A 24,605-nucleotide genomic window follows, 5' to 3' on the forward strand; every position below is an offset into this window, starting at 1 on the left:
AGCACCACTGAAAGATTTATTATTATTTGGTACTCCTTATAACTTTGAAACACAAACTTGATAAAATAAATGAAGATGCTATTAGTAGTGGTGCTACTACAAAAATTCCTAATAGGTCAGTTTTATAATTCCAAGGGACAAAAGCGTCCCAAAATTTGCTCATTACTTTCCATAAAACAATAAAAATAATAAGCGTAAAAACAAAATATATTATTTTTTGTAATATTACTTTCACCATCATAATCTCCCCTATATTGTGTAAACATTTGTTATTGAAATAAAGTTCTTCTATTACAGAAAAGGAACAGCAGCCTGATCCCAAACCCTTGTTGCACATACGCACCCGTTAGCGAAATAAGGTGAACCTGATATAACTAGGTTTCTCTACTTACTTCAACTAAGAGGTTAACTATGATTCTATATTTAATATCTCAATTTCACCTTTGCCTTTTACAAGTTTATTCCAACTGTATCTAATATGATAACGTTTATCGGTTTCAACTTTTTTAAATTGTTCTTCTGTAATCCCAATTTTATGACCTTCTAAAAAGAGATAATAATTTTCGTTTTCCTCTAAAATGTTATTATCTTGGATTTTATAAGACCCTTCGGTCACAGCAAAATTTAGATAATAATAGCCAATTCCCAAACCGAAGAGTATCATTATTATTCCTATCAAACCTACTATCTTTTTCATTTATCCACCCCCAATAGTTATTTAACCAACGCTCCCGTTTGTTTAATTACTAGAAAAATAATAAATATGATATTACAAATAACAAAATTATGGAGATGATACCTCTAATCCACGTCATCTTTTTGCTTATTCCAGCTTTTTCTTCAAGGTAATTAACATAGTTCATAGTAAATATAAAACCAAATAATACTATTAGATATCCACCACTATTGAGTCCTTCTGCAATATGTCTCATTGCCGCTAAAGCAACCAATAACAATCCAACCGAACCAAAAATCATATTGAGGTATAATCTCCATTTCCTTTCCCTCATTTAACCCCTCCATTACACAATGTTGTTCAACATTCGCTACCCGTTAATTGAACAATTTCTGTACCTAAAAACTTATCTCTAACTTCTGTTTCATTTCATTTAATAAATCTTTATTCTTCTCCGTTGTAATAAGGGGAGTACCTGGATTGTCAACTCTATCGTAATTCAAAAGGATAGTTCCATCTTCTAAAATATTAAAAGCATATTTTCCCTTTTCAGTATTCTTTCCATCGCCTTGAAAGAAACCAAACATATAAGCACTTTGTGACTGCAGTTTTTCCATAAAGGTGTCTGTATTGATTTTTTCAACCTTTAGACCTTCTACCATAGATAATACTTCATTTATTTTATCTTTATCTGTAACCATTTTGTTCATTTCTTCAGATGAAGAATTGTTTTCCACTTTTTGTATATATAGTGTATTGGCAAAACTCTTATCTTCAAAATTTATAGTCTCTGCATTACTCGAACAAGCACTTAACAATAAGGCTATAAGTGCAAGGGGCATAATAAAATTTTTCATAATAATCCTCCTGTTCTTGTTCTACTAACCTGCCTCTTTAGTTTAGGTATGATTATTCACAAACTCTACATTTATTTTAACATAAAATAACAATTACCTATTTATTTTATTATAATAAGTAAGGCAAACAGCATACTAATTAACATAGATATTATTACGTTGACAGCTATTATCAAAATACTAGTTGAGATGAAATTTTCTATGTTACTTAAGATGAATATTTAAGTTGAAAGTTGATGTAACAATAAAAAATAGAGTGCTAAAACTATTGCGATTATGCACTCTACTTTGCTTGTTTAATTTTATTATGCTATCCAACTATTCTTCCATTTCATAATATCCGCGGTCTTCCCCATAATACTTGTTATATCGTTTCTTAAACTTATAGAAAATATAGGAGCCAATTACTTTTACGATCGCATAGCCTGGAATACCAAGAATCACACCGATAACGCCAAATAAATTACCTGCAATCAATAATACAAGAATAATTGTTAATGGGTGAATTTTCATCGTCTTCCCCATGATGTTTGGAGAGACAAAATTCCCCTCTAAAAATTGCACTGCAACCCATACAATTGCTAGCTTTAACAACATAAATGGGGAGCTAACAATTGCAATAATAGCAGCTGGAATAATGGCAATAGCTGGTCCTAAATAAGGAATAACACTTGTCACTGCTGCGACAATAGCTAATATGAATGCATAATCAAGTCCTATGATTAGGTAACCAATGAATAATAGAACACCAATTACGGATGCGACAATAATCTGACCTTGGATATAAGAACCAACTTGCGTATCGATATTAGTTAAGATTTGCTTGGTGTCATCTCTAAATTTTGGTGGAAATAATTTAATCGTATAATGTTGAAATCTTTTACCATCCTTTAGTAAGAAAAATAAAATAAATGGAAAGGTCACAATAGATACAATCGTACTTGTAATTGTACTAGCAATACTTTGTATCCCTTGAAAACCATTAGAAATATAAGTTCCAATTAATTGTGGTAATTCACCTAATCTCTCCATTATCCAGTTATAACCCTCATCATAATATGGACCTAAAAAAGAATTCTGCACCCAATTTGTCATGTTATCTCTAAGCTGTTTTAAGTAGTTTGGAAACGTTTGAACTAAATCTTTTATCTGCGCTTCGATAGCTGGAGCAGTTAACAAGATAATTCCAGTTAAGGCACCACTAATAACGAGAATAAGAATGATAACTCCCCAAATTCTTTTAATCTTCAATTTCTCAAGCAAGTCTACAATTGGGTTTAATAAATAGTAAGCTATAAATGCTAAAATTACTGGTGGTGCTATGGTAGATAATATGACCTTAAGTGGATAAAAGATAAAAGAAATTTGAGTATAAATATATATGGTAATGCCAACCAAAATGAGAAAAGCTAATATGTAAAAATATTCTTTCCACCAATTAATCTTAAAAATTTATTTTGTTCCTCCATTTAACATACCCCCTTTAAAGGTAATATACCATTTCTTTTTATGTACCCCTATTGTTGAATAAAAAAACCTGACATAAGGGATACGCTTATAGACCCTGGTTATGGAGGTCAGAATGGTAAATCTTCATCTTCTATCTCAATTACAGGTTTATTGTTGTTTGAAAAAGGACCCCTTTATTTCAAAAATTGTCCATTAGACTTGCTGTGAGCTAATTAATTCATATTCTTCTTTCAACTAAAAAAAGAAACCTAGTACTTTGAAAAGACAGTTGTCTATTTCACTACTAAGTTCCTGATCATTGATTCCGTACTTTTTAGAACGGACCAAAAGTTCTTCGTCTAAAACCTCGACGAAAGCCACGTGCATACCCTGGTATAAATCCAGTTCCAAATCCACGTCTAAATCCGCGTCGATACACTGGTGTTGGACGAACAAAACGGGGTCCAAAAAACGGCATTCCTATCCCCCCTTCCTTACTTGTCATAGTTTATGAGCTAAAAAATGATCGGTATAGGTTGGGGGCTAGGTTTTACGATATTTTATTTAAATGGTGTAACCACTAGTACATTCGTTCAAATTTTTACAAGCGCTCAGCCTAATATCTAATTGACTCGCTAGGCGATTACGCAAACACATCCAAAAGTTCATCAAACCGATCAATCACATGATCATACCTAGATACTTCACCAAACCCATATCGTGCATAAACGAACGGAATGCCGGCATATTCTGCTGCTTTTTGATCACCATTTGTGTCTCCAACATAAACTGGATGGTTCAGCTGATTTCTTTCTATGATTAATTTAATGTTGTCTCCTTTTGAAAGACCTGTTCTACCCGGGTTCTCATAATCAGAGAAATACTTCCCTAAATCATGATACTGATAAAAGGCTTCTATGTAACCATCTTGGCAATTACTTACGATGTAAAGCTTATACTTTTTTGCTAAAGCCTTCAAAACGTTCTCCACGCCATCATATAATTGCCCGCCTTGTTTACTTAAATAACTGTTTTCAACTTCACAACTTTCATTGAGTACTTTCTCCGCTACTTCCTTACCTATACTTGGTAATAATCTTTTGCCTAATTCTTGAAATGGTAACCCCATCGTCTGCTTTAAATCATCTTTTGTTATTTCTTTGTCAATTTCATATTGATTGAGTACGTGATTCCACGCAAAAACGACAGTATCTCTTGAGTCCCATAAGGTACCATCCAAGTCAAAAATTATACTATCCATTAACATTCTCCTTTATCCACATCCATTGGCTTTTTACCCGTGATAAGCATATTCATTTGGCTTAACAACGTTTATCCAACTATAGTTTACTATACAATGGCCAATTAAAGTGAACAAAAACGAAAAAAGGCCCCCTAATACTCCAACAAACCTTAGTCGATTGGAAGTACCGGGCACCTTATTTTTGGTTGATTTCATCATCTAATTTAAATATACTGTCCCTTTAAATTGAATATCTACCTCTGATGAATGGGTTTTCATTGTTTTTTTTAGAAATTCTTTTGCTTGTGTCAATGCATCAAGCATTCCTTCTGCTTCAAATTTAACCTCTATTGGATTAAGAGGCGTTTGTAATAAGAAGATGTATTGTTTCATGTTGTGATCCACCTAGCATTTATAATTTATGAATATATAATATCACAAAAGGAAAACGCTTTCAACAATAAAATAGTATCTCTTTTAAGATAACTGTCTGTTTTTAGCTAAAAAAGGAGACTGCCTATCAGCAACAAACAAAAAAAGCACCTGATATCGTCAAATGACCATTTAGTCTTATTGACGTACCAGATACCTTTTGACATCACGTTGTCTTACTGGGGATTACTGTTATAAGGCTTTTTGCCTTGCTCTATTAACTTCTCTTCCAAATAATTACGTAAGCGTGTTACGGCTTCTTCATCAGAGGTTGGACCTAATTTTATTGTCTCTTCGTACTGCTCATGACTGAAGGCTAGATCAGCCTGAATGACTTCTGGGGTTAGTCCAGCATGTTTAAAGTTCTCTCTTAGTTCTTTCGCCACATGCTTTTGTTGCGCGGGATCTACACTCATTTTTTCACCTCCAAATTAAGTTATTCTCATTTTTCCCAACTATTTATTTTTTACTAATGCGATCTAACATGATGAAAAGGATATTTATTCGGCGAGTCGAGCGTTTTTCGGCGATATGTTCAATTATTCGGCGAACTGGAGCACTTTTCCGGCGATATGTTCAATTATTCGGCGAACTGGAGCGCTTTTTCGGCGATATGTTCAATTATTCGGCGAACTGGAGCACTTTTCCGGCGATACGCTCAATTAATTCGGCGAACTGGAGCACTTTTTCGGCGATACGCTCAATTATTCGGCGAACTGGAGCTCTGTTCCGGCGATACGCTCATTTATTCGGCGAACTCAACAATTATTCAGCGAACGCCGAATTAATTTCCGATCCGATTATTCAAAGTTTGTTAATAAATTGTTTTACTAAATGATTGAATGCTACAGGATTTTTACTAGGAACTTGATGAAATGCATCTTCGACAAATGCGATATCCATATTAGCTTGCCTCTGATAAAATAATTTGTGATGATGAATCCAAGAGGTGCGTTCGCCGTATATTAGTAAGGTTGGGCACTGGATCGATGGAAGTTGGCTCACTTGATTATAATGATGCGTATCTAAGTAAAAACGCAGCCATATGACAGGATCCGTCTGAAGCATGTGTTCATATAACTTTTGCTCATCTTCTAGATTGTTTGCATTGCTAAACGCTAAAATTTCGGCTAATTTGTTTGGATTCTTAACTACGATTCCCTCAGCAATCCGGTACATCCACTCTAGTCCAACGGTATCGACCTTTGGATAAGCACCAGAAATAATTAAAGCTTTTACCATATTAGGATATTGCACGGTAAATGACTGTGCAATCACGCCACCTGCTGAATAGGCACACAGTATGACATCATCCAAATTTTCCTCTTCGATAATATGCTTAATCTCTTGCACATATTGCTCAATCATCGTACACGGATGATTCATTTTTGCATTCGATTGTCCATGTCCACTAAGATCTGGAATAATCAATTGATAATGGTTTGCTAAGTCTCTTTGGTATTGAAAAACAAGTCTTCCTAAACCAGGTGGATGAATAAATAAAATCGCTTCCCCGCTGCCAAATTTATCATAACATACATTCGTATTTTCAAAATGGACACATGGCATATTAATGATCCTCTAATTCCGAAGTATCATATTGTTCTAAAGGCTTGGTGGCAGGGCCTTCTAACACTTCTCCAACGATAGAAAAACGCGAACCATGACAAGGGCAATCCCATGTTTGTTCATTTTGATTCCATTTCACTTCACAGCCCATATGCGTACAGGTTGTATCAACCGCATGTAATTCTTTGTTTTCATCACGATATACGCCTACTTTGTTCATGCCTGCTAGTATAGTCGTAGCCTGTTCTTCACTTAGTTCTTCTACTTTGTTCATTGGTATAGCTAATTTACCACCAATCAGATGTTTTGCAGTTGTAGCATTCATCGCAATAAGCTTCTTGATGTCAGGATCACTATGGAAGCGTTGGGGTGAAAACAGATCCGTAAATGGATTTTGTTTATTTAAAATCGTATCCGTCATTACTTGTGCTGCAATAGTACCGTTTGTCATTCCCCATTTTCGATAACCAGTAGCAACATAGATATTCGGGGTTGATTTACATAGTTTACCGATAAAAGGGACTTTATCTGTTGTTGTAAGGTCTTGTGCTGCCCATTGATTGATAAATGTATCTATCGTAACGTGTTGATTTGCAAATGTCTCTAATTTTTGAAATGCTTCTTTTTGTTTACTTGCATGACCTGTACGATATCTCTCCCCACCAAAAAGCCAAAACTCTTGATCATTACTTTTAGTAACTCTAACGGATCGAATAGGTTGTTCTGCGCTAATATACATACCACCTGGATACTTTTGTTTCGCTTTTGCAGCGATTAAATGGGAACGTTCCGCATACATCCTAGCAAAATATAATCCATTAGTATCAAAGAAAGGAAAATGGGAAGCAATAACAACGTGCTTGGACTCAATCACGTGTCCTTGTTTTGTTACTACAGTTGGCTCACCTGAATTACTGTTTTTAATATCAACAGCAGGGCTTTGTTCAAATATGCGTATGTTGGTATTGTTAGATAATTCATGAATAAGCGCTGCTAGATACTTTATTGGATGGAATTGTGCTTGCTTGTCCATTTTTAATGCGATCTTCATGGGGATATCTAAAGGCATTTTCGTAACGATGGAACCAGGTATTCCTAATAGCTGATAAGCATCTCCCTCTTTTTTAACTTTGTTTACATACCCCTCATCATTTGTGTAGACATAGGCATCCTCTTCAGAAAAATCACAGGCAATCTGCTGTTCCGTTATGATTTCTTTTATGTGGTTTAATGCCTTATTTTGTGCGTTGTAATAGTCTTTTGCTTTGTCTTTTCCAAGATGTTGGATCAGTTCATCATAAATAAGTCCGTGTTGTGCGGTAATCTTTGCTGTTGTATGTCCTGTTGTGCCACTGATTAACTGATCAGCTTCCAGTAGTACCACATTGATATTTTCTTTTGCTAGCAGGTAGGCAGTCGTTATTCCAGTGATACCACCTCCAACAATCGTAACATCGGTTTCGATATCTTTTGATATAGGTGGAAATGATGCTACATTCGTGTTGTACCAATAGGACTCTTTTTTTATCGTCATGTTATAAAAACCTCCATCCTTTTTATTTATTATGAACGTACGGATACATAGGCATACAAAAAAACTCTTTTTACACGGTGGTATAAAAAGAGTTTTGATTAGTAACTATTTGCGTTTTCGCATCATATCATAATATTTTAATGGTTGATCGACTTTCACTTTCGTAATCATCATGGCATGTTTTGCTCGGTCAATGGACTCCCCGTTTTCATCCCAAATTTCCTCAATTGTCTGTTTGAAATGATAGAAATTAGGACCGAAAAATTCTACTTCATCTCCGACACCAAAACTGTTTCGTTGTTGGATCGTGGCAATCTGAGTCGTCTCATCATACTCTAATACAAGGCCTGAAAAATCATATTTAGGAATACGAGCTGGTTTACCGAATAATTGATCCTTTTCAGTAGGTTCATTATAGTAAAATGCAGTCGTCAATGAACGTTGTGCCGCTTTCCATATTTCATCCACCCATTCCGGATTTAACTCAAAATGATCTGGATCTTCAAAATACGTATCAATAATTTTACGATATACGTTTACTACGGTAGCAACATAATGAATACTTTTCATTCGACCTTCAATTTTCAGGCTATCGACACCTAATGCTAATAGATCTGGCATATGTTCTACCATACTCAGGTCCTGAGAGCTCATGGTATAGGACTCGTCCGATTCGGCAGAAATATTTTCTGAACCTTCTGTACCATCTTCAAATAAATCGTATTTCCAACGACAAGATTGCGCACAACCACCTCTGTTCGCATCACGTGCAGTCATATGATTCGATAATACACAACGCCCAGAATACGAAATACACATAGCACCGTGAATGAATGCTTCTAATTCGATGTCAACTTTTTCTTTCATTTCCTTGATTTCTTCTAAGGATACTTCTCTTGCTAATACCACACGAGGAATACCTTCATTTTTCCAAAACTCCACTGTGCGCCAATTGGCAATCGAAGCCTGGGTACTAATATGAATCTCTAAATTGGGAGCTGCTTCTTTACAAGCGGTAATTAATGCTGGATCAGCTACAATCACTGCATCGATCCCTATCTCGTATAACGCTTTGAAATATTCTTTTGCTCCATCTAAATTTTCATTGTGTGCGATGATGTTTGCTGCTACATAGACTTTCGCGCCATATTTTCTAGCAAATGCTACGCCTTCTTCCATATCTTCATATGAAAAATTACCAGCCTTTGAACGAAGTCCGAACTGTTTACCGCCAATATACACAGCGTCTGCACCGTAATGAATAGCAAATTTTAATTTTTCTAAATTCCCTGCTGGAGCAAGTAACTCAGGTTTTGTTTTTGAATGTATGTCAGTCATGATTATACTCCTCTAGCTAATAGATCTGTTCTTTAAAATAGAATCCTGTACTTAATTTTCTATCTTCTGGTTGTATCGCATAAATACGTTGTTTAAATCCCGCCTTTTTCAATTCAAATTGCGTAGGATCCGATAAATATGCGTCAATTGCTTCTTTGTATAATTGCGTGATTTCCACATGATAATCCATGGATTTCAAGATACCGTTAATACGAAGACCATGAATGTTAGCATCTAATATTAAAGGTAAATGATCAATCATACACAAGTCACCATCACTCATAATGTGTGTACCATTCACGTCTTCAAAAATCGGATAATGTGTATCCTCTTCTTTACCTTGTGTGATATGCATGGCTTGCTGTTGATCATATGACTTATCAATGTGACGATAATAATTCGTAACTAATTTACGCTTAGATTGGAAGATACACGTCATTCCATGTACTTGAATATCTACTGGAAACGATACATTATCATTGATTTCTTTAATGGCATCAATAGCTAACTCATTGGAAAGAATCGCACGACTAATTCCTTTTTGGTGCCAGTAATTCAATGTCACATAGTTCGTTGCTAATGTCTCAGGATTCCAAATAATTGGTATGTCAATTGAATAGGAGGCTATAATCGTGAAAATGGAGGGATCTCCACAAATAATCCCGTCTACTTTTACAGATTCTAATTCCTTTAAATACGTTGGTAACGTTTCTAATACATCATTATGAAAAATAGCATTGGTCAAAATATATACTTTTGTTTCATTTTGATGGCAGTACACAGTTGCTGTTTTTATTTCTTCTAATGAAAAATCACCAGTGACCCGTAAGCCGTAGTTCTGATGACCAATCGTAATCGCATCCACTCCAACATCAATCAATTTCTCTACTTCTTTCATGTCTCTTGCAGTGGCGATTAACTCTGGTTGATAAGGTCTTTCCATACTTTCACCTCAAAATTGCAGTCTACTGTTTATTATGGATAAAAATAAAAAATAATCAGTGACAAAAATCACAATTAAACATACTTTTTTATTTGTTTTTCATCATTTCTCGATAACTAGGTTGTCCTAATACAGTATGTGCTTGTTTGATTCCATTAATAACTGCTTGCTCTATTGCTTGTACTGCAAGCATACCAACAATAGTTAAATCAACCGATACTTTATTCGATGTCATTGCGAAAATCGTATCGCCATCTATTAGTGTGTGGGAAGGACGCATGGTTCTAGCGAATCCATCATGAGCAATACTTGCAATTTTGTTCATTTCAGCCTTTGTTGCATTTGCATTTGTAATAATCGTACCAATGGACGTATTTTCTGAAAATCGATTCGTTTGTTTATCTAATTGTGACAATAATTGTTTTTCTGTATGCAAAAATTGTTTATTCTCTCGATCATAGGCTCCTGCAATGATTTGATTTTCTTGTGGATCAAGAATGTCTCCAAAGCTGTTTACAGCAACAACTGCACCGACTTGAAGCTCACCAATTTGTATGGCAAATGTGCCTAAGCCACCTTTCATGGAAAAAGATGTCCCTAAACACTTCCCTACTGTTGCTCCTGTACCTGCACCAATAGAACCGTTTGTTATTTCCTTAGTTGTTTCCGCATCCAAACATGCTTGATAGCCTAATGTGGCATCTGGTCGAACGGACGCATCCCCTAAAGCTAAATCAAAAAGAATAGCACCAGGTACAATTGGAACACGTGCAACACCTACATCAAATCCTATTTTCTTTTCTTCTAAATAGTCCATGATACCATCAGCAACACCTAAACCATACGCGCTGCCACCACTTAAAAAGACAGCATGTGTTTCCTGCACAAGATTTTCGGACTTTAGTAAATCTGTTTCACGCGTACCTGGGGACCCTCCTCGTACATCTACCCCAGTTACTGCTCCATTTTTATTAATGATTACTGTACAACCAGTTGCTGCATCGTTATACTGGGCATGTCCGATAGAAAAACCTTTCATATTTCCTATTGAAATTTCTTGTAACATCTTTTCCTCTACTCCTTTCTATTTAGTAATCGTTTACTTAAAACGTAAATAATACATAAAATAATGTTTAAATCACTAGTTTGATTTTATGATATATGGTAAATAGAATAATAACAATAATTTTGAGGTGATAACATGAGTAAAATTCGCACACATTTGATTGTTTCTGGCATGGTTCAAGGCGTTGGATTTCGTTATACGACACAAATGAAAGCAAAAGAAATGGGACTAACCGGTTGGGTAAGAAACTTAGCTGACGGAACAGTTGAAATAGAAGTAGAAGGCGATGATAAAGTTGTTTATCCATTTGTTGATCTCATGAAAAAAGGGCCAAGACGTTTTATTCACGTGGATCATGTCGATATAGAAACGTACGATGATCTGAAAGGATATACAGCGTTTGAAATTCGATAAAAACCATTAATCAAACATGGGAAAACAAAAAGAGAAAACAAACCTTTTTTGATATTTCCGATGCATATTTTTTTCTTTTTTTCACAAAGTATCCTATAAATAACTGTGAAGTGAGGATATATCAAAATGAAAAAGATGATCGGAATGTTACTTCTGTTTATTACATTAATAGCTAGCCCACAAATGGTTGATGCTGCTTATTATGTTAAACCAGGCGATTCATTATGGAAGATTTCACAACAACATAAGATGGATTATCGTGATTTGCTTCAATTAAATCCACAGTTGAGCAACCCAAGTAGAATCTATGTAGGGCAAAAAATTAATGTTCGTTCAGCACATCTGGCTGAAGATATTGTGGATTATGCTGTTAGTTTGCAGGACGTTACGGACTATAGACTAGGGGCTGATTACGCTTTAAGCCCGCGTACTGCTGATTGTTCGAGTTGGACAAAACACATTTATGAGAAATTTGGTATTTGGCTTCCACGTGTTAGTTGGAAACAAGCATCACACGTTGGCACTCCTGTTCCCTTTTATGATGAAAACAGAAATGTTGCCCTAAAAAAAGGAGATCTTATGTTTTTTGGAGATAATGGCAGAGTCTCTCATGTAGGTATATATATAGGGGATGGTTACTGGATTTCCAATTTAAATGCTGAAAAAGATGTTGTTATTTTATCAATCTGGGGTTCGTGGAGTTACGATCGTTTCCTTTGGGCACAAAGAGTCATTTAGGTTCTCTGTCAAATGTGGTGGTGTAATTGTCACTCCACCCTAAATCCTAGAAGAAATACATTTAACAAGAATATCCTATCAAGTAGACTTAAAAAGTATGCTACTTGATAGGGTATTTTTTGTTAAGGTATAAAAGTTATATTAATCAATCTAGTTTCAATACATAGGTATGGAAGCTTTTCTTCTTTATGATAAATCACCTTGAGGACCGAAAAATTCAAAATGAATATCTTCTTCTTTTACATTCCAATCGCGAAGTGCTTTATTCATTGCTTTCATAAATGGTGCAGGACCACAGAAGTAGAATGATGCATGATTAGTCGGTAAAATAGACTGTAGCCAAGGTAAATCTACAAATCCCACTTTATCACAATTAGTTGCTTCTCCTTTTTCATAAACGGTATATGCATGCACATTATCTTTAGTCTCTACTATTTGTTTTACTTCTTCTTTTAATGCGTGCATATCGCTATTTTGAGCAGCATGAATGTAGTACACGTCACGTTGTGGCTGTTGATGTACAGCAGTATGTAACATACTTGTTAATGGTGTAAGTCCAACACCACCGCTAAGCAATACAAGTGGCTTTTCCTCATTGTTAAGCACAAAGTCACCTGCTGGAGCACTTATTTCAATTGTATCTCCCTCGTGAACAGATTCATGCAAGAAAGTAGACACGACGCCATTTGGATTATCATTTACACCATCTTCACGCTTTACGCTAATGCGGAAATAGTCACTGTTTGGCTTACAAGATAAACTATATTGACGTTGGCATGTGTATGGTATAGATGGAATATCTACCTTTACTGTAATAAATTGACCTGGCTCAAAATCAGGTATTTGTCCACCATCTGTTGGTTTTAAGTAAAAAGAAGTAATCACATCACTTTCTTTTACTTTTTGAATCACATGAAAAGAACGGTAACCAACCCATCCTCCAGTTTTGTTAGCTGCTTCTTCGTACATTTCCTTTTCAACAGAAATAAAGGCATCTGCAATAACACCATAGGCATTCGCCCATGCATTAATAATTTCCTCTGTTGCTGCCTCTTTTAATACATCTTGCATCGCTTTAAGCAGATTTTCACCTACAATAGGGTAATGTTCTGGTTTAATATTTAAACTACGATGTTTATAACCAATTTGTTTAACAACAGGTAAGATGTTTTCCAATTGATCAATATTCGCTGCCGCTGCATACACAGCATTAGCTAATGCTTGAGGTTGGTCACCTTTTCTTTGGTTTGTTTGATTAAATATATTTTTTAGTTCTGGGTGATTCGTAAATAGTAATTCATAAAATCGAGATGTAATTGCTGTACCATGCTCTTCTAAAACTGGTACAGTAGCTTTTACCAAATCAATTGTTTGTTGATCAAGTGGCGCTGTTGTTGTTGCCATTATATAACACACTCCTAAAGATATACTTTTTACACATCCTTAATTGTATAAAAAGTTTAGAAAGTATCGCAATAGCTCGATGCAAGAATATATGACAATTCTGTTAAGGTTCATGGCTATTTTAATTTAATTCAGATAAAGGAAGACACCCACTAATTGAGTGTGCATTTATGCTCTGCTTAGAATCTCAGCTAACATGAGATAAAAAAAAATATATCGGACATAAAAACTCCCCTTAAGGTAAAACAGATTTTTGTTTTTTAATCTGTCTACCTTAAGGGGAGCCTATCAAAGAGAAAGATGACTTTGCCTTATTACGTAACTTCTATTTTATAAAATTATTTCTCTTCAAAGAATTTACGATTAAGCGCAATGTATTCATGCTCATCTTCTGGAACTTCATCTTCCATAAAGATCGCTTCTACTGGGCATACAGCTTCACATGCCCCACAATCGATACAAATATCTGGATCGATATAAAACATGTCTTTTCCTTCTTCTATACAATCTACAGGACAAACTTCTACACATTCGCCTGCTTTTTCTTCTATACAAGGTGATGTAATTACAAAAGCCAAGAAAAACTCCTCCTTAAAAAAATTACTATTCTTTATCCTATCATAGATAAGTATATCTACCCAAATTAATTCTGGTTCATTTGATAGCCCGCGCTACCAGATATGACGCACATGACAGGTATCCTCATTAAATGTAAGTGTGAAAACATCAGGGTTTGTTAATGTTTTCCATCTTTCGAATCCAAAGTCATCTAAATAATGGGATAATATAATGCTTAATAAATTTCTATGTGTAACAAGAACAGCACAGTTATTCGACTCGTCTTGTAAACATTCATCTATTACTGCTAAACCTCTTTTTAACGCATCATTTGATGATTCGCCACCTGATAAGGAAAAATCAAAATTTTGGAAAGATTGCTCTAAAACATCCAACCAATCATCTATCGGTTCATTACTTAAGACTCTTTCTTCTAAACGAACATCTTGCTCAATAGGAATATGTTGTGTTGCGGCATACGGTTTTATCGTTTCAATTGCACGCATAAAAGGACTAGAGATTATGCGATCGACTCTCCAATCATTGTCTTTTAAATATAATGCTAAACGATGCGCTTGATTAACGCCATGCTGGGTTAATGGGGAATCCATATGTTGTCCTTCTGCTTGGCAATGTTGAATCAAAATTAGTTGCTTCACTAAATCATCTCCTATGTAAAGAGGATATCGTTATTCAATCTTTTCCCTATCATTTTTCTATTATCTATTGTTCTACAAAATAGTCTTTCTTAAATCCACCGATGCGATTGGTATTATCTATAATAAAATAGAATTCATCTGTTTCATTTTTTACATCATATACTTTCCCTGGTGTTAGTACATGATGAACGACAAACTTTTTTGCATCCGCATGTACACACTTAATTTTTTTGATGGTTTCAGACTTCTCCCAAGTTTGGTGTATCACCATTATGCACCCTCTTTCTCTCTATCATACTTGTACATTTCCATTTTAGCACGAAAAACTCAAAAAAATAAGTCAAACTCTAATTATTCATATGATTTTATAGTTTAAACTACTCTTCTTTCAGATAATGCAAAAAAGCTGCCTCTTTGGGCAGCTTTTTTTTTATTAATCAAATAAGGATAAATACTGTTCGTACCCTTCTTCTTTTAACTTGTCTTTTGGAATAAAGCGTAATGCTGCTGAATTCATACAATATCGCATACCACCTTGATCGGTTGGACCATCATCAAATACGTGTCCAAGATGTGAATCAGCATCTTTACTACGAATCTCAATCCGTCTCATACCATGGGATGTATCTAAATTTTCTTTTAATTGCATACGATTAATTGGTTTAGTAAAGCTTGGCCAACCACAACCCGCATCATATTTTTCATTTGATGAAAATAAAGGCTCCCCACTAACAATATCAACATATATACCATCTTCATCTAAGTTATAATACTCGTTTTGAAAAGGTGCCTCTGTTCCGTTTTCTTGGGTAACTTTATATTGAATGGGAGAGAGAATTTGCTTAAGTTCTTCTTTTGTATATTTCTTTTTCCAATGTTGCTGAATGAAAGCTTCTCTACCTGACCCTTTTTTATATAATCGATAATGAAATGTATTTTTCTTATAGTAATCTTGGTGTTTCTGTTCTGCTGGATAAAATGTTGTTGCTGGTAAGATCTTTGTGACAATGGGTTGATTAAATTTACCAGATTGTTCTAATGCCGATTTGGAAGCTTCAGCTAATTGCTTTTGCTGTTCATTGTGATAAAAAATAGCTGTTTGATATGATTCACCACGATCATTAAATTGTCCACCTGGATCAGTCGGATCAATCTGTTGCCAAAAGATCTCTAACAAGCGTTCATAAGGAAAGATTTCTGGTTGGTACATAATTTGAACAGCCTCGACGTGTCCAGTTGTATTTGAGCATACTTCTTCATAAGATGGATGATCTACATGTCCACCAGTATATCCAGATACAACTTTTTCAATTCCAGGCTGTTCATCAAATGGTTCAACCATACACCAAAAGCAGCCCCCTGCAAATGTTGCTAAAGCAAATCCTTGATCCAAAATAGATTCCTCCTAACAAAAAGTAATGACTAACTTGTATTTCTATTCTAGTTAGATTAGGAAGGAATATCAAATATAGAGCTTAGGCTTTGATCCACTTGGTTGATTCGTGTAGGATTGATCTGTTTCAATTAAATATATATTTTCATTTTCCGTTTCAATTTTTGCTTCAACAGACTGTTCATCATCAATATCGTCGTCTACATCGTCTACAGGATCTTCCTTACTTTCTTCTATTTCCTCTGCACTATTTTCTTCGTTTGCTTCTTCTCCATCTGCTTCTTGGAAGGCTTTTAAAAGTGTTAACATGCTTGGGAGGTTTTTTACAAGCGGACCATATTGTTGAATAATAGGAGTAACGGATTGTGTCATTTTTAAAATTTGTTGTAAATTCGATAATGTCTGTGTCACACCTCCACCAGTAGCGCCCGATACTTGACTGCCTAATTGAGATGGCAATAATTTTTGTATCATACCTTGCAACCCGCTTTTAGGGACGGCTGTAGTTGGTTGATAAGCTGCAGGCATTCCTCCCCAATGTTGTAATGGCTGCATATTCATTGGTGGCATATTCATTGGTGGCATATTCGGCTGTATTGGTGGTCTTCCTTGCATTGGTGGAAACATATTGCTCCCTCATTTCATAAAAATACTTCTATGTTAGTGTACGTAAGACCTATGAAAAAGTGTAGGCTACTTAAATATTCTATCGTACATAAGGTAATAAAGGTTGTACAATAAATGACGTTGATGAGTAAAAATTCACTAACGTCGTCATTTTTAATTTATGTTTCAAGTGATTGTGTAATTTTCGTTTTCACACCTCTAAGGTATGAGAGAATAATCTTGTACCGCGGAGGAAATAGACTCGCTTTCCGCAGGCACGGCTTCAGCTAACTTGGTAAAGAAGATCACTTTACCAAGTGGATCTTCAGCTCGTGCTGTTCCTGCAGGAGTCTCGCCAATTTCCTCCGCTCAGCTACAAACAAGCATTAAAACACTTAGAAAGCACTCGCCTTACATAAAAAATAGCTTTTATCACACATATAATAATGGTCGTATCGAAGGGATAAACAATAAAATCAAAGTATTAAATCACGTCGCATACGGATATCGTAATTTCACGCATTACAAAAACCGAATACTTTTACACTTTAAGTTGAAACCAGTGGAACGAACAGCAAATAAACGCATTAAAAATAAAACACGCCCTAAAGTAGCTTAAGCTACTTTAGGACGTGAACACATGATAATTTAGTTGACTACAAGGACTCACCAACGTCATTTGACGTAGAACCTTAAACAAACTATTCCGGTCGCATGCAGTGAAATATTTAGTTTGGAAATGGACAACTATTTCCCGGGTAAGCGCAGGAAAAGCCATACTTCGCCTTCTTCCTTGTTGCTAATTGACACTATATAACGAAAGAAGTTGATACGTACAAATCGTTTGGTTGTCTTTCCAAGTTAATTCGACAACCTTTCCAAATCCAATCTGATCTGAAGATTGATGGCGTCGAATTTCTATTCGTTCATCCATAGGAAATAATTGATATCCTTCTAATACAATCGAGAAAAAGTTTTCTCTATTTTTTTCACGTTTTTCTTTTCCTTCTGTCACAAGTTTCCATTCGATTGAAAAAGGTACTGTCATTGTTTTCCCTCCAAAACATATATAGTTTTAGTATATCACTTTTTATGTGTATATGAAGTTAGTGCTTAAAAAAGACTCCAGTTAAAACTAGAGTCTACGCAGTATCATTTTGGTACTGTTCCCATAATTGATCAAATACTTGCAATGCTTCAGTAAACGGAATATTCCATTCTAGGTAACTACTAATTTCATCATATGATGTACTATGTTTAGGGAAATTGTGATCACGAAACATCCACTCTGCTAACTTACTTTCATTGGTCACATGTTTTGCACCACGATGACGCATCATATATTGGTAAAATGAATGCATTTACTCTCTCCTTCTATTTATTCATTAACTCGATCATATTGCAAAAAATAATATTCATGTGGATTATCTTCGTCTTGAACTCCTTGTTCTTTTTTAGTTAATGTCCAGTTTGTTTCGCTATAGCTAGGAAAATAGGTGTCACCTTCAAATGTGTCATTGATAAAAGTCATGTACATTCGATCTGCATAGGGTAACAATTGTTTAAATATTTCCCCACCACCGATGACAAAATACTCTTCATCAGGGTTGGCTTTATTCCATTCTAATAAGGTTTCAATCGAATGAATAACCGTGCATCCTTCTTTTTGATAAGTTTTATCACGCGTAATAATGACATTTTCTCTTTTGGGTAAAGGTTTGTTAAATGATTCAAATGTTTTTCTACCCATAATAATTGTATGATGTAATGTTACTTGCTTAAAAAATTGCAAATCACGTGGTAAATTCCAGGGCATCCATTGATTATGACCTATGACTTTGTTTTTATCCATTGCAAAAATAAATGAAATCAATTTTACTTCCTCCTCCTTTTATACAGCTACTGGTGCTTTAATTGGTGGATGAGACCGATAATTTTCGATTGTGATATCATCCATCTCAATATCAAAGATAGAAGAAAGTGATTCACTAATTTTTAATGTAGGAAATTCATATGGCTCTCTTTCTAATTGTGTTTTAATTTGTGTTATATGATTGGAATATAGGTGTGCATCCCCTAATGTATGAATAAAATCCCCAACCTCTAGATTGCATTCATGTGCAACTAAATGCGTAAGTAAGGCATAACTAGCAATATTAAAAGGTACTCCTAAAAAGACATCACCACTACGTTGATATAGTTGACAAGAAAGCTTACCATCTGCTACATAAAATTGAAACATCGTGTGACATGGAGGCAGAGCCATATTACTTGGAACATCTTCAGGATTCCAGGCTGTAACAATATGCCTTCTTGAATCAGGATTTGTTTTGATTGCTTCAATCACTTGCTTTAGTTGATCAATTGTCTCACCTTGAGAGGTTTTCCACTGACGCCACTGTTTCCCATATACAGAACCTAAGTCACCATAGTTTTCAGCAAACACATCATCTTCAAGTATTCTTTGCTTAAAATACGCCATTTCTTTTTGATACTGTTCATTAAATACTTGATCTGTTTGTGATCGATTACCAAAATCGGTCATGTCCGGTCCTTGGTATTCATCACTTTCCACCCATTTTTTAAAAGCCCATTCGTTCCATATATTATTATTGTTACGAAGTAAGTAGCGAATATTTGTATCCCCTTTGATAAACCAAATTAATTCACTAGCAATTAAACGAAATGGCACACGCTTTGTTGTTAATAATGGAAACCCTTCTTGTAATGAAAATCGCATCTGTTGTCCAAATACAGAATATGTACCTGTGTTTGTACGATCTGATTTTACATTCCCATTTTTTAAAATATGTTCACACATCTCTAAATAGCCTTTTTCACCGAACATCTATTTCCACCTCAGTTTTCTTTTACTACAATACTCATTGTTCCATATTACAAAAATATTTCGTTTGATTCAATAGATCATGTTTTTTTCCGTTTAATCATAAGCTTAAATACAGAATAACTTTGAAAGGAGGCATAGCTATGCTTGCATCGGGACAAATACAACATGTTGTAAAGCATTCAATGGCCTATGGCTATATACTTAGCCACCCATTCTCCTTTTACGTTGATGCCTATCCATTATTACAAAATGAGATATTTCAGCAAACTGAAATGCAATTATCTTACGGTCAACATAATGAATCTATCCGTGTGTTACAACAAAAGTTAAATCTTTTATCCTATTACGAAAAAGATTTAGACGGCGAGTTTGGTATCTTTACCGAATATGCTTTAAAAAGATACCAAGCAGAACATCATTTAACTGTATCAGGAGAAGCAAACAAAGAAACAATTGCTGCCATCATACGTTCAGAACGTGATAAATATTTAACCCCGTTACAATCGATTGATCGCACCTATTATATTGGAGAAACTGGAGAGGATATCAAATCGATTCAAAAGGCATTATATTATTTTGGATATTATAAAGATGAAGCGGATGGGATTTTTGGACCAAAGACCAACCAAGCCTTGCACTATTTCCAAGTTGATAATGGATTAGAAGTAAAACAAGAAATTAATCCTCAAGTAATCACAGCCTTATCAGAGAATAGTTCACATCAATCCCAGTTCAATTCAAACGAAAAGAAAGAAACGAATATTGCAGTCGCAAAAGATATTACAAATGAATCCGTCAATTCCTCCGAATTAGCCAAAACTGCAAAACAATATATTGGCGTATCTTATACATGGGGAGGATCATCCCCATCAGGTTTTGATTGTAGTGGTTATATCAATTATGTGTTTAATCAATTACATGTTACCATTCCACGAACTGTTTCAGATATTTGGAATATGGCACAACCAGTCAAAAGTCTTTCCATTGGTGATCTTGTCTTTTTTGAAACGTATAAAAAAGGCCCATCACATATGGGGATCTATTTAGGAAATAAACAATTTATACATGCCAGTGAATCACAAGGCGTTCAAATTTCAGCAATGAATATGGATTATTGGCAACAAAGATACTTAGGAGCAAAACGTATCAAAATTAAATAATAAAGCTAAACAACCTCCAGTGTAAATGCATTTGGGGGTTGTTTACATATCAACCAATTGCCAGTAAGTATCACTAGTGTATTGTAGGGTTTCTGTTTTTTTTAAATTAAATTCCATTCTTTGAAAAATTGATTTAGATACTGTTCCATAAACGCATGTCTCTCACTGGCTATCTGTTTAGCTGTATCTGTGTGAAGCTTGTCCTTTATAAGCAATAATTTATCATAAAAATGTTGGATCGTACTTAATTCCTTTTCTTTAGGAATTTCACTATAAATAGGTCTATTTTTATTCCCTCCAAAACTGAACGCTCGAGCAATCCCAATGGCACCAATGGCATCTAAACGATCAGCATCTTGTACCACTTGACCAATAATAGAATTTGGTTTTTTTCCCTTTCGAAAAGACACGGTATCAATGGCATCGATAATCGTATTTATTTGAATTGGAGTTAAGGATTGCGTATGTAAAAATTCAAGCAATTCTTTCTCTGCATTATTCGGATGATCGGTTAATTTAGCATCAGTCACATCATGTAACCAGCCAGCCATTTCTGCTAAGAAACAATCTACATTTTCTTTCCTCGCTAAATAGTTTGACATTTTTGCAACGCGCTCCATATGGGCAAAGTCATGTCCGGTTGCATCATATTGAAACCGTTTAAGAATAAATGCTTTTGTTTGTTTAAGTATTAAGTCATCCAAAACGAGCCCTCCCTCTGTTTATATCTGTAATAAAGTCCTCTTGTATCATTCAAATAAATCTAATTGTTTAGGATTTAAGTTATCATAAGTAATGCCTAATAACTGAATTAACTGTTTGGCATTCTCACTAGCATCGCCACCGGAATTATTATTAAATACAATACTTACATGATTAACTTTGGATTGTAAGCGTTGGATATTTTCACACCATTCCAGTAATTCTTTTTCATTATAGCGATACAAAAAGCGGACTTTCCTCCATTCTTCTCCTCTGCCGTTTCTATTCCACCCATGTAAGTTTCGTCCGTGCATTCTTATAAATGCGTGCGTTTTATTCGTTGTTTCTACTATAGTAGGTATCGAAGTGTCACCTGCCTGTGGTTCATCACAAATCGTATTAATCCATTGATATGTCCTTAGTAAAGCTAACGTATCGTCTTTATTCTTGGGATGAAACCAGGACTGATGACGAAATTCTATCGCAATGGGGAGAGAAGGAAGTAATTGTTTTATTTTTTTTAATTTAGTGATATGTTGTTCACGAACATCAAACCACGGTGGAAACTGAAATAATATATAAAGTAGTTTATTCTGTTGCCTAACAGGTTCAATTGATTCAATAAAAGATTGAAAAACTTGCTTGGCCTGATAATTTGTTAATTTTTTGCGATCATGACCAGTCATTGATTGATGTGCTTTAAAAATAAATTTAAAATTAGCAGGTGTTTCTGCACACCATTTTTCAACGTTTTGTATAGGTTGAATGGCATAAAATGAGGAATCAACTTCTACAATTGGAAAATGCGCGCTGTAAGTTGCTAATTTTTCTTTCGCTTTTATTCCATGATGATATAATAGGTCGTGATCCCCCCACCCAGTTAATCCAACAAAAATACTCATTATTTATCCACTCCACACGTATAATTTCTCGTTTCTATCTTATCATAAATCCAATTAAGAATTACTACTTCTAGCTCCTTGACTGAATGTTCAAAATAAGCTATATTGAAAATAAGCAAAGAAGATGTATGGATTCATGAATGACAGGTAGCTTCAATAGAAGTGGATGCAAGAATGATCCTTCCCTTCTATAAGCTACCTTTTTTGTTTCCATCCGCTTGTTTGTAATTACCACGTTGTGTTACGTGAAAGTTTTTTTAGGAGGTTTATTTACATGCAAACTGGTGTCGTAAAATGGTTTAATGCAGAAAAAGGGTATGGTTTTATTCAACTAGAAGAGGGTAATGATGTATTTGTACATTACTCTGCAATCCAACAAGAAGGATTTAAAACATTAGAAGAAGGTCAAACAGTTACTTTTGAAATTGTTGAAGGTGAACGTGGACCTCAAGCTGCTAACGTAGAAAAACAATAATACATTTATTAGCGGTGATCACTTCAGATGATCATCGCTTTTTACACATTTTAACCAGCTATTATTTGTATCTATAGAGGAGAAATTATACTATGCTAGAGGTTTATGTAGATGGTGCCACCATAGGAAATCCAGGCCCAAGCGGGGTTGGAGTTGTATTAAAAAAGAAAAATGTGTTGATAGAGAAAAGTTATTACATTGGTACCTATTCTAATCATGAAGCAGAATTGATTGCTGTCATTAAAGGATTACAATTATGTAAAGAATTGTATCCAGATGAGATTTTATCTATTCGTTCTGATTCCAAACTTGTAGTAGATATGATTGAAAAAGCATATACGAAAAATAAAGCCTTCTCTTCTTTTTTAAATGAGATCTTAGTATTAATGCCACAATTTCCTTATTGCTTTATTAAATGGATACCAGATTCTAAAAACAATCATGCTGATCGCTTAGCGAGAAATGCCATCAGATCAAACAGATAATACCTTTTTACAAGATTCCTTTTTGTTGAAATAATGTCCTTGCTTGTTTTTCATTTTTTATTTTATGCTCCATTAACAATTCTAATAAACTAATATAGAAACTCCTATCAAAATGAAGTTGTATTTGAATGGTATATTTCAAAGCGATAATATTTAGTTGATCGCTTGCTTCAGTATATCGTTTACCGAAATAAATAAAATGAACTTCTTCATCACTTAATTTAAAACCTTTCTCCCATAATACTTCTATAAAATCTGCTAAGGAAGAAGCTTTTGGCATTTAAACACCTCTAACTAATGCTTTCTTGCTTTAAAATGAATAGCTGTAATTACTGTAAGTATAATATAATTTTTATAATTTTGCTAGGAAATTATTTGAATACTATTTATATGAATTTTGAATATTATCAAAATTTAAACATTTTTAAGACATCTTTACTTTTTCAACTATAAGAAGTAAACTACTTACTATTCTATGTGTAAAGGGGATATAAAAATGAAAAAGTTATTGGTTTCACTAGGTTTACTAGTAGCATTAATCCTTACTGGATGCTCCCAAGATGAAACAAACACGGATGGTAATAATGAGGAAACAGATGACACAGAACAAACAACAGATTCACAGGATGTAAAAGTAGCCTTATTAGATGTACAACTTAATTTAACAAAAGCAGTTTCTACATATCAACAGGAAATAAACGCCTATCTCACGGTGTCACAAGACGAAACTTCTACAGAAGAAGCTATCCAAACTGCTAAAGATGAAGCAAAAACGGCAGCTAAAGAGGCAACAAATGTATTAAATAGCTATGACATTCAAGTAGAATTACCAGAACAAGAAAAAGAACAGTATGAAAATGCAATTACTACACTAAATACGTATTATCAACAAGTAGAATCTAGTATGAATAATGAAGAACTTGACCTTTCAGAAGCAGACGCTACTTGGGATAAATTCCAAGAACAAATTACCGAAATTTACGAACAAGCCGATTTAATGGTTCCAGATATGGCAGAAGCATTAAGCTAAATAAGCGCTTGGGACAAAACTAAATAGTAGTTATCAAAAAACGAACCTTAATTGTGCAGACGCGAATTAAGGTTCGTTAATTTATGTGGAATTAATGATTGGCTGTGGAAATATGCGACACTCC

Annotated in this window: 33 protein-coding genes; 7 read left to right on the forward strand and 26 right to left on the reverse strand. The window is 34.7% G+C overall.

The annotated features are described in order from the left end of the window. Positions 1 to 409 precede the first annotated feature (409 nt). The 13 genes from BN1058_RS04210 to BN1058_RS04260 form a co-directional block, all read right to left on the reverse strand. Complete coding sequence (locus BN1058_RS04210) at positions 410 to 697, reverse strand: hypothetical protein (RefSeq protein ID WP_090853303.1); 288 nt, start codon at positions 695 to 697, stop codon at positions 410 to 412. A 49-nt stretch (positions 698 to 746) separates the two neighbouring features. Continuing rightward, positions 747 to 1,010, reverse strand: coding sequence for a hypothetical protein (locus BN1058_RS04215; protein ID WP_090853306.1), 264 nt, complete (start codon positions 1,008 to 1,010; stop codon positions 747 to 749). Between the two features lie 64 nt (positions 1,011 to 1,074). After that, the gene (locus tag BN1058_RS04220; protein WP_090853309.1) at positions 1,075 to 1,533 is read right to left on the reverse strand and encodes a hypothetical protein; all 459 of its coding nucleotides are present in this window, start codon (positions 1,531 to 1,533) and stop codon (positions 1,075 to 1,077) included. Between the two features lie 318 nt (positions 1,534 to 1,851). Beyond that, a complete protein-coding gene (locus tag BN1058_RS04225) occupies positions 1,852 to 2,931 on the reverse strand; it encodes an AI-2E family transporter (protein ID WP_255306987.1) in 1,080 nt (359 codons plus the stop codon). 385 nt (positions 2,932 to 3,316) lie between these two features. Continuing rightward, a complete protein-coding gene (locus BN1058_RS14285; RefSeq protein WP_176694443.1) occupies positions 3,317 to 3,460 on the reverse strand; it encodes a hypothetical protein in 144 nt (47 codons plus the stop codon). A 165-nt stretch (positions 3,461 to 3,625) separates the two neighbouring features. Continuing rightward, positions 3,626 to 4,243 carry an HAD family hydrolase gene (locus tag BN1058_RS04230; protein ID WP_090853312.1) on the reverse strand — a complete coding sequence of 206 codons (618 nt, stop codon included), beginning with the start codon at positions 4,241 to 4,243 and terminating at the stop codon, positions 3,626 to 3,628. A 201-nt stretch (positions 4,244 to 4,444) separates the two neighbouring features. Then, a complete protein-coding gene (locus tag BN1058_RS14290; protein ID WP_176694444.1) occupies positions 4,445 to 4,618 on the reverse strand; it encodes a hypothetical protein in 174 nt (57 codons plus the stop codon). 215 nt (positions 4,619 to 4,833) lie between these two features. Next, complete coding sequence (locus BN1058_RS04235; RefSeq protein ID WP_090853315.1) at positions 4,834 to 5,073, reverse strand: DUF2316 family protein; 240 nt, start codon at positions 5,071 to 5,073, stop codon at positions 4,834 to 4,836. Positions 5,074 to 5,461: 388 nt separating this feature from the next. Beyond that, entirely contained in the window at positions 5,462 to 6,226 is a 765-nt protein-coding gene (locus BN1058_RS04240; protein WP_090853318.1) for an alpha/beta fold hydrolase, read from the reverse strand. A gap of 1 nt (position 6,227) precedes the next feature. Beyond that, positions 6,228 to 7,760 (reverse strand): FAD-dependent oxidoreductase, encoded by a 1,533-nt coding sequence (locus BN1058_RS04245; protein WP_090853321.1) that lies wholly within the window; start codon positions 7,758 to 7,760, stop codon positions 6,228 to 6,230. A 105-nt stretch (positions 7,761 to 7,865) separates the two neighbouring features. Continuing rightward, a complete protein-coding gene (locus tag BN1058_RS04250) occupies positions 7,866 to 9,098 on the reverse strand; it encodes a peptidase U32 family protein (protein WP_090853326.1) in 1,233 nt (410 codons plus the stop codon). Positions 9,099 to 9,114: 16 nt separating this feature from the next. Next, a complete protein-coding gene (locus BN1058_RS04255; RefSeq protein WP_090853328.1) occupies positions 9,115 to 10,041 on the reverse strand; it encodes a peptidase U32 family protein in 927 nt (308 codons plus the stop codon). A gap of 88 nt (positions 10,042 to 10,129) precedes the next feature. Continuing rightward, complete coding sequence (locus tag BN1058_RS04260; RefSeq protein WP_090853331.1) at positions 10,130 to 11,107, reverse strand: P1 family peptidase; 978 nt, start codon at positions 11,105 to 11,107, stop codon at positions 10,130 to 10,132. A gap of 135 nt (positions 11,108 to 11,242) precedes the next feature. Here BN1058_RS04260 and BN1058_RS04265 point away from each other — a divergent pair, with 135 nt between their 5' ends. Beyond that, complete coding sequence (locus BN1058_RS04265) at positions 11,243 to 11,521, forward strand: acylphosphatase (protein ID WP_090853334.1); 279 nt, start codon at positions 11,243 to 11,245, stop codon at positions 11,519 to 11,521. A gap of 126 nt (positions 11,522 to 11,647) precedes the next feature. Further along, a complete protein-coding gene (locus BN1058_RS04270) occupies positions 11,648 to 12,259 on the forward strand; it encodes a C40 family peptidase (RefSeq protein WP_090853338.1) in 612 nt (203 codons plus the stop codon). A 186-nt stretch (positions 12,260 to 12,445) separates the two neighbouring features. On the opposite strand, the gene hmpA is transcribed toward BN1058_RS04270, so the two are convergent. The 6 genes from hmpA to vrrA all read right to left on the reverse strand — a co-directional run bounded on the left by hmpA (position 12,446) and on the right by vrrA (position 16,900). Next, a complete protein-coding gene (gene hmpA / locus BN1058_RS04275; protein ID WP_090853341.1) occupies positions 12,446 to 13,663 on the reverse strand; it encodes an NO-inducible flavohemoprotein in 1,218 nt (405 codons plus the stop codon). 338 nt (positions 13,664 to 14,001) lie between these two features. Beyond that, complete coding sequence (locus BN1058_RS04280) at positions 14,002 to 14,241, reverse strand: indolepyruvate ferredoxin oxidoreductase subunit alpha (RefSeq protein ID WP_090853344.1); 240 nt, start codon at positions 14,239 to 14,241, stop codon at positions 14,002 to 14,004. Positions 14,242 to 14,334: 93 nt separating this feature from the next. Continuing rightward, entirely contained in the window at positions 14,335 to 14,880 is a 546-nt protein-coding gene (locus tag BN1058_RS04285) for a histidine phosphatase family protein (RefSeq protein ID WP_090853346.1), read from the reverse strand. Positions 14,881 to 14,944: 64 nt separating this feature from the next. Continuing rightward, positions 14,945 to 15,148 (reverse strand): DUF6501 family protein, encoded by a 204-nt coding sequence (locus BN1058_RS04290; protein WP_090855979.1) that lies wholly within the window; start codon positions 15,146 to 15,148, stop codon positions 14,945 to 14,947. 165 nt (positions 15,149 to 15,313) lie between these two features. After that, positions 15,314 to 16,273, reverse strand: a complete 960-nt coding sequence (gene msrB, locus BN1058_RS04295) for a peptide-methionine (R)-S-oxide reductase MsrB (RefSeq protein ID WP_090853350.1) — start codon at positions 16,271 to 16,273, stop codon at positions 15,314 to 15,316. Between the two features lie 69 nt (positions 16,274 to 16,342). Then, entirely contained in the window at positions 16,343 to 16,900 is a 558-nt protein-coding gene (vrrA, locus tag BN1058_RS04300) for a VrrA/YqfQ family protein (protein ID WP_090853353.1), read from the reverse strand. A 271-nt stretch (positions 16,901 to 17,171) separates the two neighbouring features. Here vrrA and BN1058_RS04305 point away from each other — a divergent pair, with 271 nt between their 5' ends. Then, a complete protein-coding gene (locus BN1058_RS04305; protein ID WP_255306988.1) occupies positions 17,172 to 17,498 on the forward strand; it encodes a transposase in 327 nt (108 codons plus the stop codon). Positions 17,499 to 17,678: 180 nt separating this feature from the next. Here the strand turns inward: BN1058_RS04305 and BN1058_RS04310 are convergent, their stop codons facing one another. The 4 genes from BN1058_RS04310 to BN1058_RS04325 form a co-directional block, all read right to left on the reverse strand. Further along, positions 17,679 to 17,927: a DUF2584 family protein gene (locus BN1058_RS04310; RefSeq protein WP_090853356.1), complete on the reverse strand. Its 249-nt coding sequence runs from the start codon at positions 17,925 to 17,927 to the stop codon at positions 17,679 to 17,681. Positions 17,928 to 18,021: 94 nt separating this feature from the next. Next, positions 18,022 to 18,240: a YozE family protein gene (locus BN1058_RS04315; RefSeq protein WP_090853358.1), complete on the reverse strand. Its 219-nt coding sequence runs from the start codon at positions 18,238 to 18,240 to the stop codon at positions 18,022 to 18,024. Between the two features lie 17 nt (positions 18,241 to 18,257). Beyond that, positions 18,258 to 18,752 (reverse strand): dihydrofolate reductase, encoded by a 495-nt coding sequence (locus tag BN1058_RS04320; protein WP_090853361.1) that lies wholly within the window; start codon positions 18,750 to 18,752, stop codon positions 18,258 to 18,260. 18 nt (positions 18,753 to 18,770) lie between these two features. Continuing rightward, the gene (locus tag BN1058_RS04325; RefSeq protein WP_090853364.1) at positions 18,771 to 19,727 is read right to left on the reverse strand and encodes a thymidylate synthase; all 957 of its coding nucleotides are present in this window, start codon (positions 19,725 to 19,727) and stop codon (positions 18,771 to 18,773) included. Between the two features lie 140 nt (positions 19,728 to 19,867). Here BN1058_RS04325 and BN1058_RS04330 point away from each other — a divergent pair, with 140 nt between their 5' ends. Beyond that, the gene (locus tag BN1058_RS04330; protein WP_090853367.1) at positions 19,868 to 20,887 is read left to right on the forward strand and encodes a C40 family peptidase; all 1,020 of its coding nucleotides are present in this window, start codon (positions 19,868 to 19,870) and stop codon (positions 20,885 to 20,887) included. A 101-nt stretch (positions 20,888 to 20,988) separates the two neighbouring features. Here BN1058_RS04330 and BN1058_RS04335 read toward each other — a convergent pair whose 3' ends face one another. Continuing rightward, complete coding sequence (locus BN1058_RS04335) at positions 20,989 to 21,591, reverse strand: HD domain-containing protein (RefSeq protein ID WP_255306989.1); 603 nt, start codon at positions 21,589 to 21,591, stop codon at positions 20,989 to 20,991. Positions 21,592 to 21,636: 45 nt separating this feature from the next. After that, complete coding sequence (locus BN1058_RS04340) at positions 21,637 to 22,491, reverse strand: DUF72 domain-containing protein (protein ID WP_090853370.1); 855 nt, start codon at positions 22,489 to 22,491, stop codon at positions 21,637 to 21,639. A gap of 274 nt (positions 22,492 to 22,765) precedes the next feature. On the opposite strand from BN1058_RS04340, the gene BN1058_RS04345 reads away from it, so the two are divergent. Beyond that, positions 22,766 to 22,966, forward strand: coding sequence for a cold-shock protein (locus tag BN1058_RS04345; RefSeq protein ID WP_090853372.1), 201 nt, complete (start codon positions 22,766 to 22,768; stop codon positions 22,964 to 22,966). A 92-nt stretch (positions 22,967 to 23,058) separates the two neighbouring features. After that, positions 23,059 to 23,451: a ribonuclease HI family protein gene (locus BN1058_RS04350; RefSeq protein ID WP_090853375.1), complete on the forward strand. Its 393-nt coding sequence runs from the start codon at positions 23,059 to 23,061 to the stop codon at positions 23,449 to 23,451. 7 nt (positions 23,452 to 23,458) lie between these two features. Here BN1058_RS04350 and BN1058_RS04355 read toward each other — a convergent pair whose 3' ends face one another. After that, positions 23,459 to 23,731 (reverse strand): DUF6123 family protein, encoded by a 273-nt coding sequence (locus BN1058_RS04355; protein WP_090853378.1) that lies wholly within the window; start codon positions 23,729 to 23,731, stop codon positions 23,459 to 23,461. Positions 23,732 to 23,947: 216 nt separating this feature from the next. On the opposite strand from BN1058_RS04355, the gene BN1058_RS04360 reads away from it, so the two are divergent. After that, positions 23,948 to 24,481, forward strand: coding sequence for a hypothetical protein (locus BN1058_RS04360; protein WP_090853382.1), 534 nt, complete (start codon positions 23,948 to 23,950; stop codon positions 24,479 to 24,481). The last annotated feature ends 124 nt before the right edge of the window (positions 24,482 to 24,605 follow it).

Origin of the sequence: Paraliobacillus sp. PM-2 (assembly GCF_001368815.1) — a bacterium.
GTDB lineage: Bacteria > Bacillota > Bacilli > Bacillales > Amphibacillaceae > Paraliobacillus.

Excerpts from the sequence above, each read along its gene's own strand:
- BN1058_RS04240 (WP_090853318.1), bottom strand. The coding sequence starts at position 6,226 with ATGCCATGTGTCCATTTTGAAAATACGAATGTATGTTATGATAAATTT.
- BN1058_RS04220 (WP_090853309.1), bottom strand. The coding sequence starts at position 1,533 with ATGAAAAATTTTATTATGCCCCTTGCACTTATAGCCTTATTGTTAAGT.
- BN1058_RS14290 (WP_176694444.1), bottom strand. The coding sequence starts at position 4,618 with ATGAAACAATACATCTTCTTATTACAAACGCCTCTTAATCCAATAGAG.
- BN1058_RS04215 (WP_090853306.1), bottom strand. The coding sequence starts at position 1,010 with ATGAGGGAAAGGAAATGGAGATTATACCTCAATATGATTTTTGGTTCG.
- BN1058_RS04260 (WP_090853331.1), bottom strand. The coding sequence starts at position 11,107 with ATGTTACAAGAAATTTCAATAGGAAATATGAAAGGTTTTTCTATCGGA.
- BN1058_RS14285 (WP_176694443.1), bottom strand. The coding sequence starts at position 3,460 with ATGCCGTTTTTTGGACCCCGTTTTGTTCGTCCAACACCAGTGTATCGA.
- BN1058_RS04265 (WP_090853334.1), top strand. The coding sequence starts at position 11,243 with ATGAGTAAAATTCGCACACATTTGATTGTTTCTGGCATGGTTCAAGGC.
- BN1058_RS04325 (WP_090853364.1), bottom strand. The coding sequence starts at position 19,727 with ATGTTCGGTGAAAAAGGCTATTTAGAGATGTGTGAACATATTTTAAAA.
- BN1058_RS04310 (WP_090853356.1), bottom strand. The coding sequence starts at position 17,927 with ATGACAGTACCTTTTTCAATCGAATGGAAACTTGTGACAGAAGGAAAA.
- BN1058_RS04245 (WP_090853321.1), bottom strand. The coding sequence starts at position 7,760 with ATGACGATAAAAAAAGAGTCCTATTGGTACAACACGAATGTAGCATCA.
- hmpA (WP_090853341.1), bottom strand. The coding sequence starts at position 13,663 with ATGGCAACAACAACAGCGCCACTTGATCAACAAACAATTGATTTGGTA.
- BN1058_RS04350 (WP_090853375.1), top strand. The coding sequence starts at position 23,059 with ATGCTAGAGGTTTATGTAGATGGTGCCACCATAGGAAATCCAGGCCCA.
- BN1058_RS04345 (WP_090853372.1), top strand. The coding sequence starts at position 22,766 with ATGCAAACTGGTGTCGTAAAATGGTTTAATGCAGAAAAAGGGTATGGT.
- vrrA (WP_090853353.1), bottom strand. The coding sequence starts at position 16,900 with ATGTTTCCACCAATGCAAGGAAGACCACCAATACAGCCGAATATGCCA.
- BN1058_RS04250 (WP_090853326.1), bottom strand. The coding sequence starts at position 9,098 with ATGACTGACATACATTCAAAAACAAAACCTGAGTTACTTGCTCCAGCA.
- BN1058_RS04235 (WP_090853315.1), bottom strand. The coding sequence starts at position 5,073 with ATGAGTGTAGATCCCGCGCAACAAAAGCATGTGGCGAAAGAACTAAGA.
- BN1058_RS04255 (WP_090853328.1), bottom strand. The coding sequence starts at position 10,041 with ATGGAAAGACCTTATCAACCAGAGTTAATCGCCACTGCAAGAGACATG.
- BN1058_RS04210 (WP_090853303.1), bottom strand. The coding sequence starts at position 697 with ATGAAAAAGATAGTAGGTTTGATAGGAATAATAATGATACTCTTCGGT.
- BN1058_RS04330 (WP_090853367.1), top strand. The coding sequence starts at position 19,868 with ATGCTTGCATCGGGACAAATACAACATGTTGTAAAGCATTCAATGGCC.
- BN1058_RS04340 (WP_090853370.1), bottom strand. The coding sequence starts at position 22,491 with ATGAGTATTTTTGTTGGATTAACTGGGTGGGGGGATCACGACCTATTA.
- BN1058_RS04360 (WP_090853382.1), top strand. The coding sequence starts at position 23,948 with ATGAAAAAGTTATTGGTTTCACTAGGTTTACTAGTAGCATTAATCCTT.
- BN1058_RS04230 (WP_090853312.1), bottom strand. The coding sequence starts at position 4,243 with ATGGATAGTATAATTTTTGACTTGGATGGTACCTTATGGGACTCAAGA.
- BN1058_RS04270 (WP_090853338.1), top strand. The coding sequence starts at position 11,648 with ATGAAAAAGATGATCGGAATGTTACTTCTGTTTATTACATTAATAGCT.
- BN1058_RS04355 (WP_090853378.1), bottom strand. The coding sequence starts at position 23,731 with ATGCCAAAAGCTTCTTCCTTAGCAGATTTTATAGAAGTATTATGGGAG.
- BN1058_RS04315 (WP_090853358.1), bottom strand. The coding sequence starts at position 18,240 with ATGCATTCATTTTACCAATATATGATGCGTCATCGTGGTGCAAAACAT.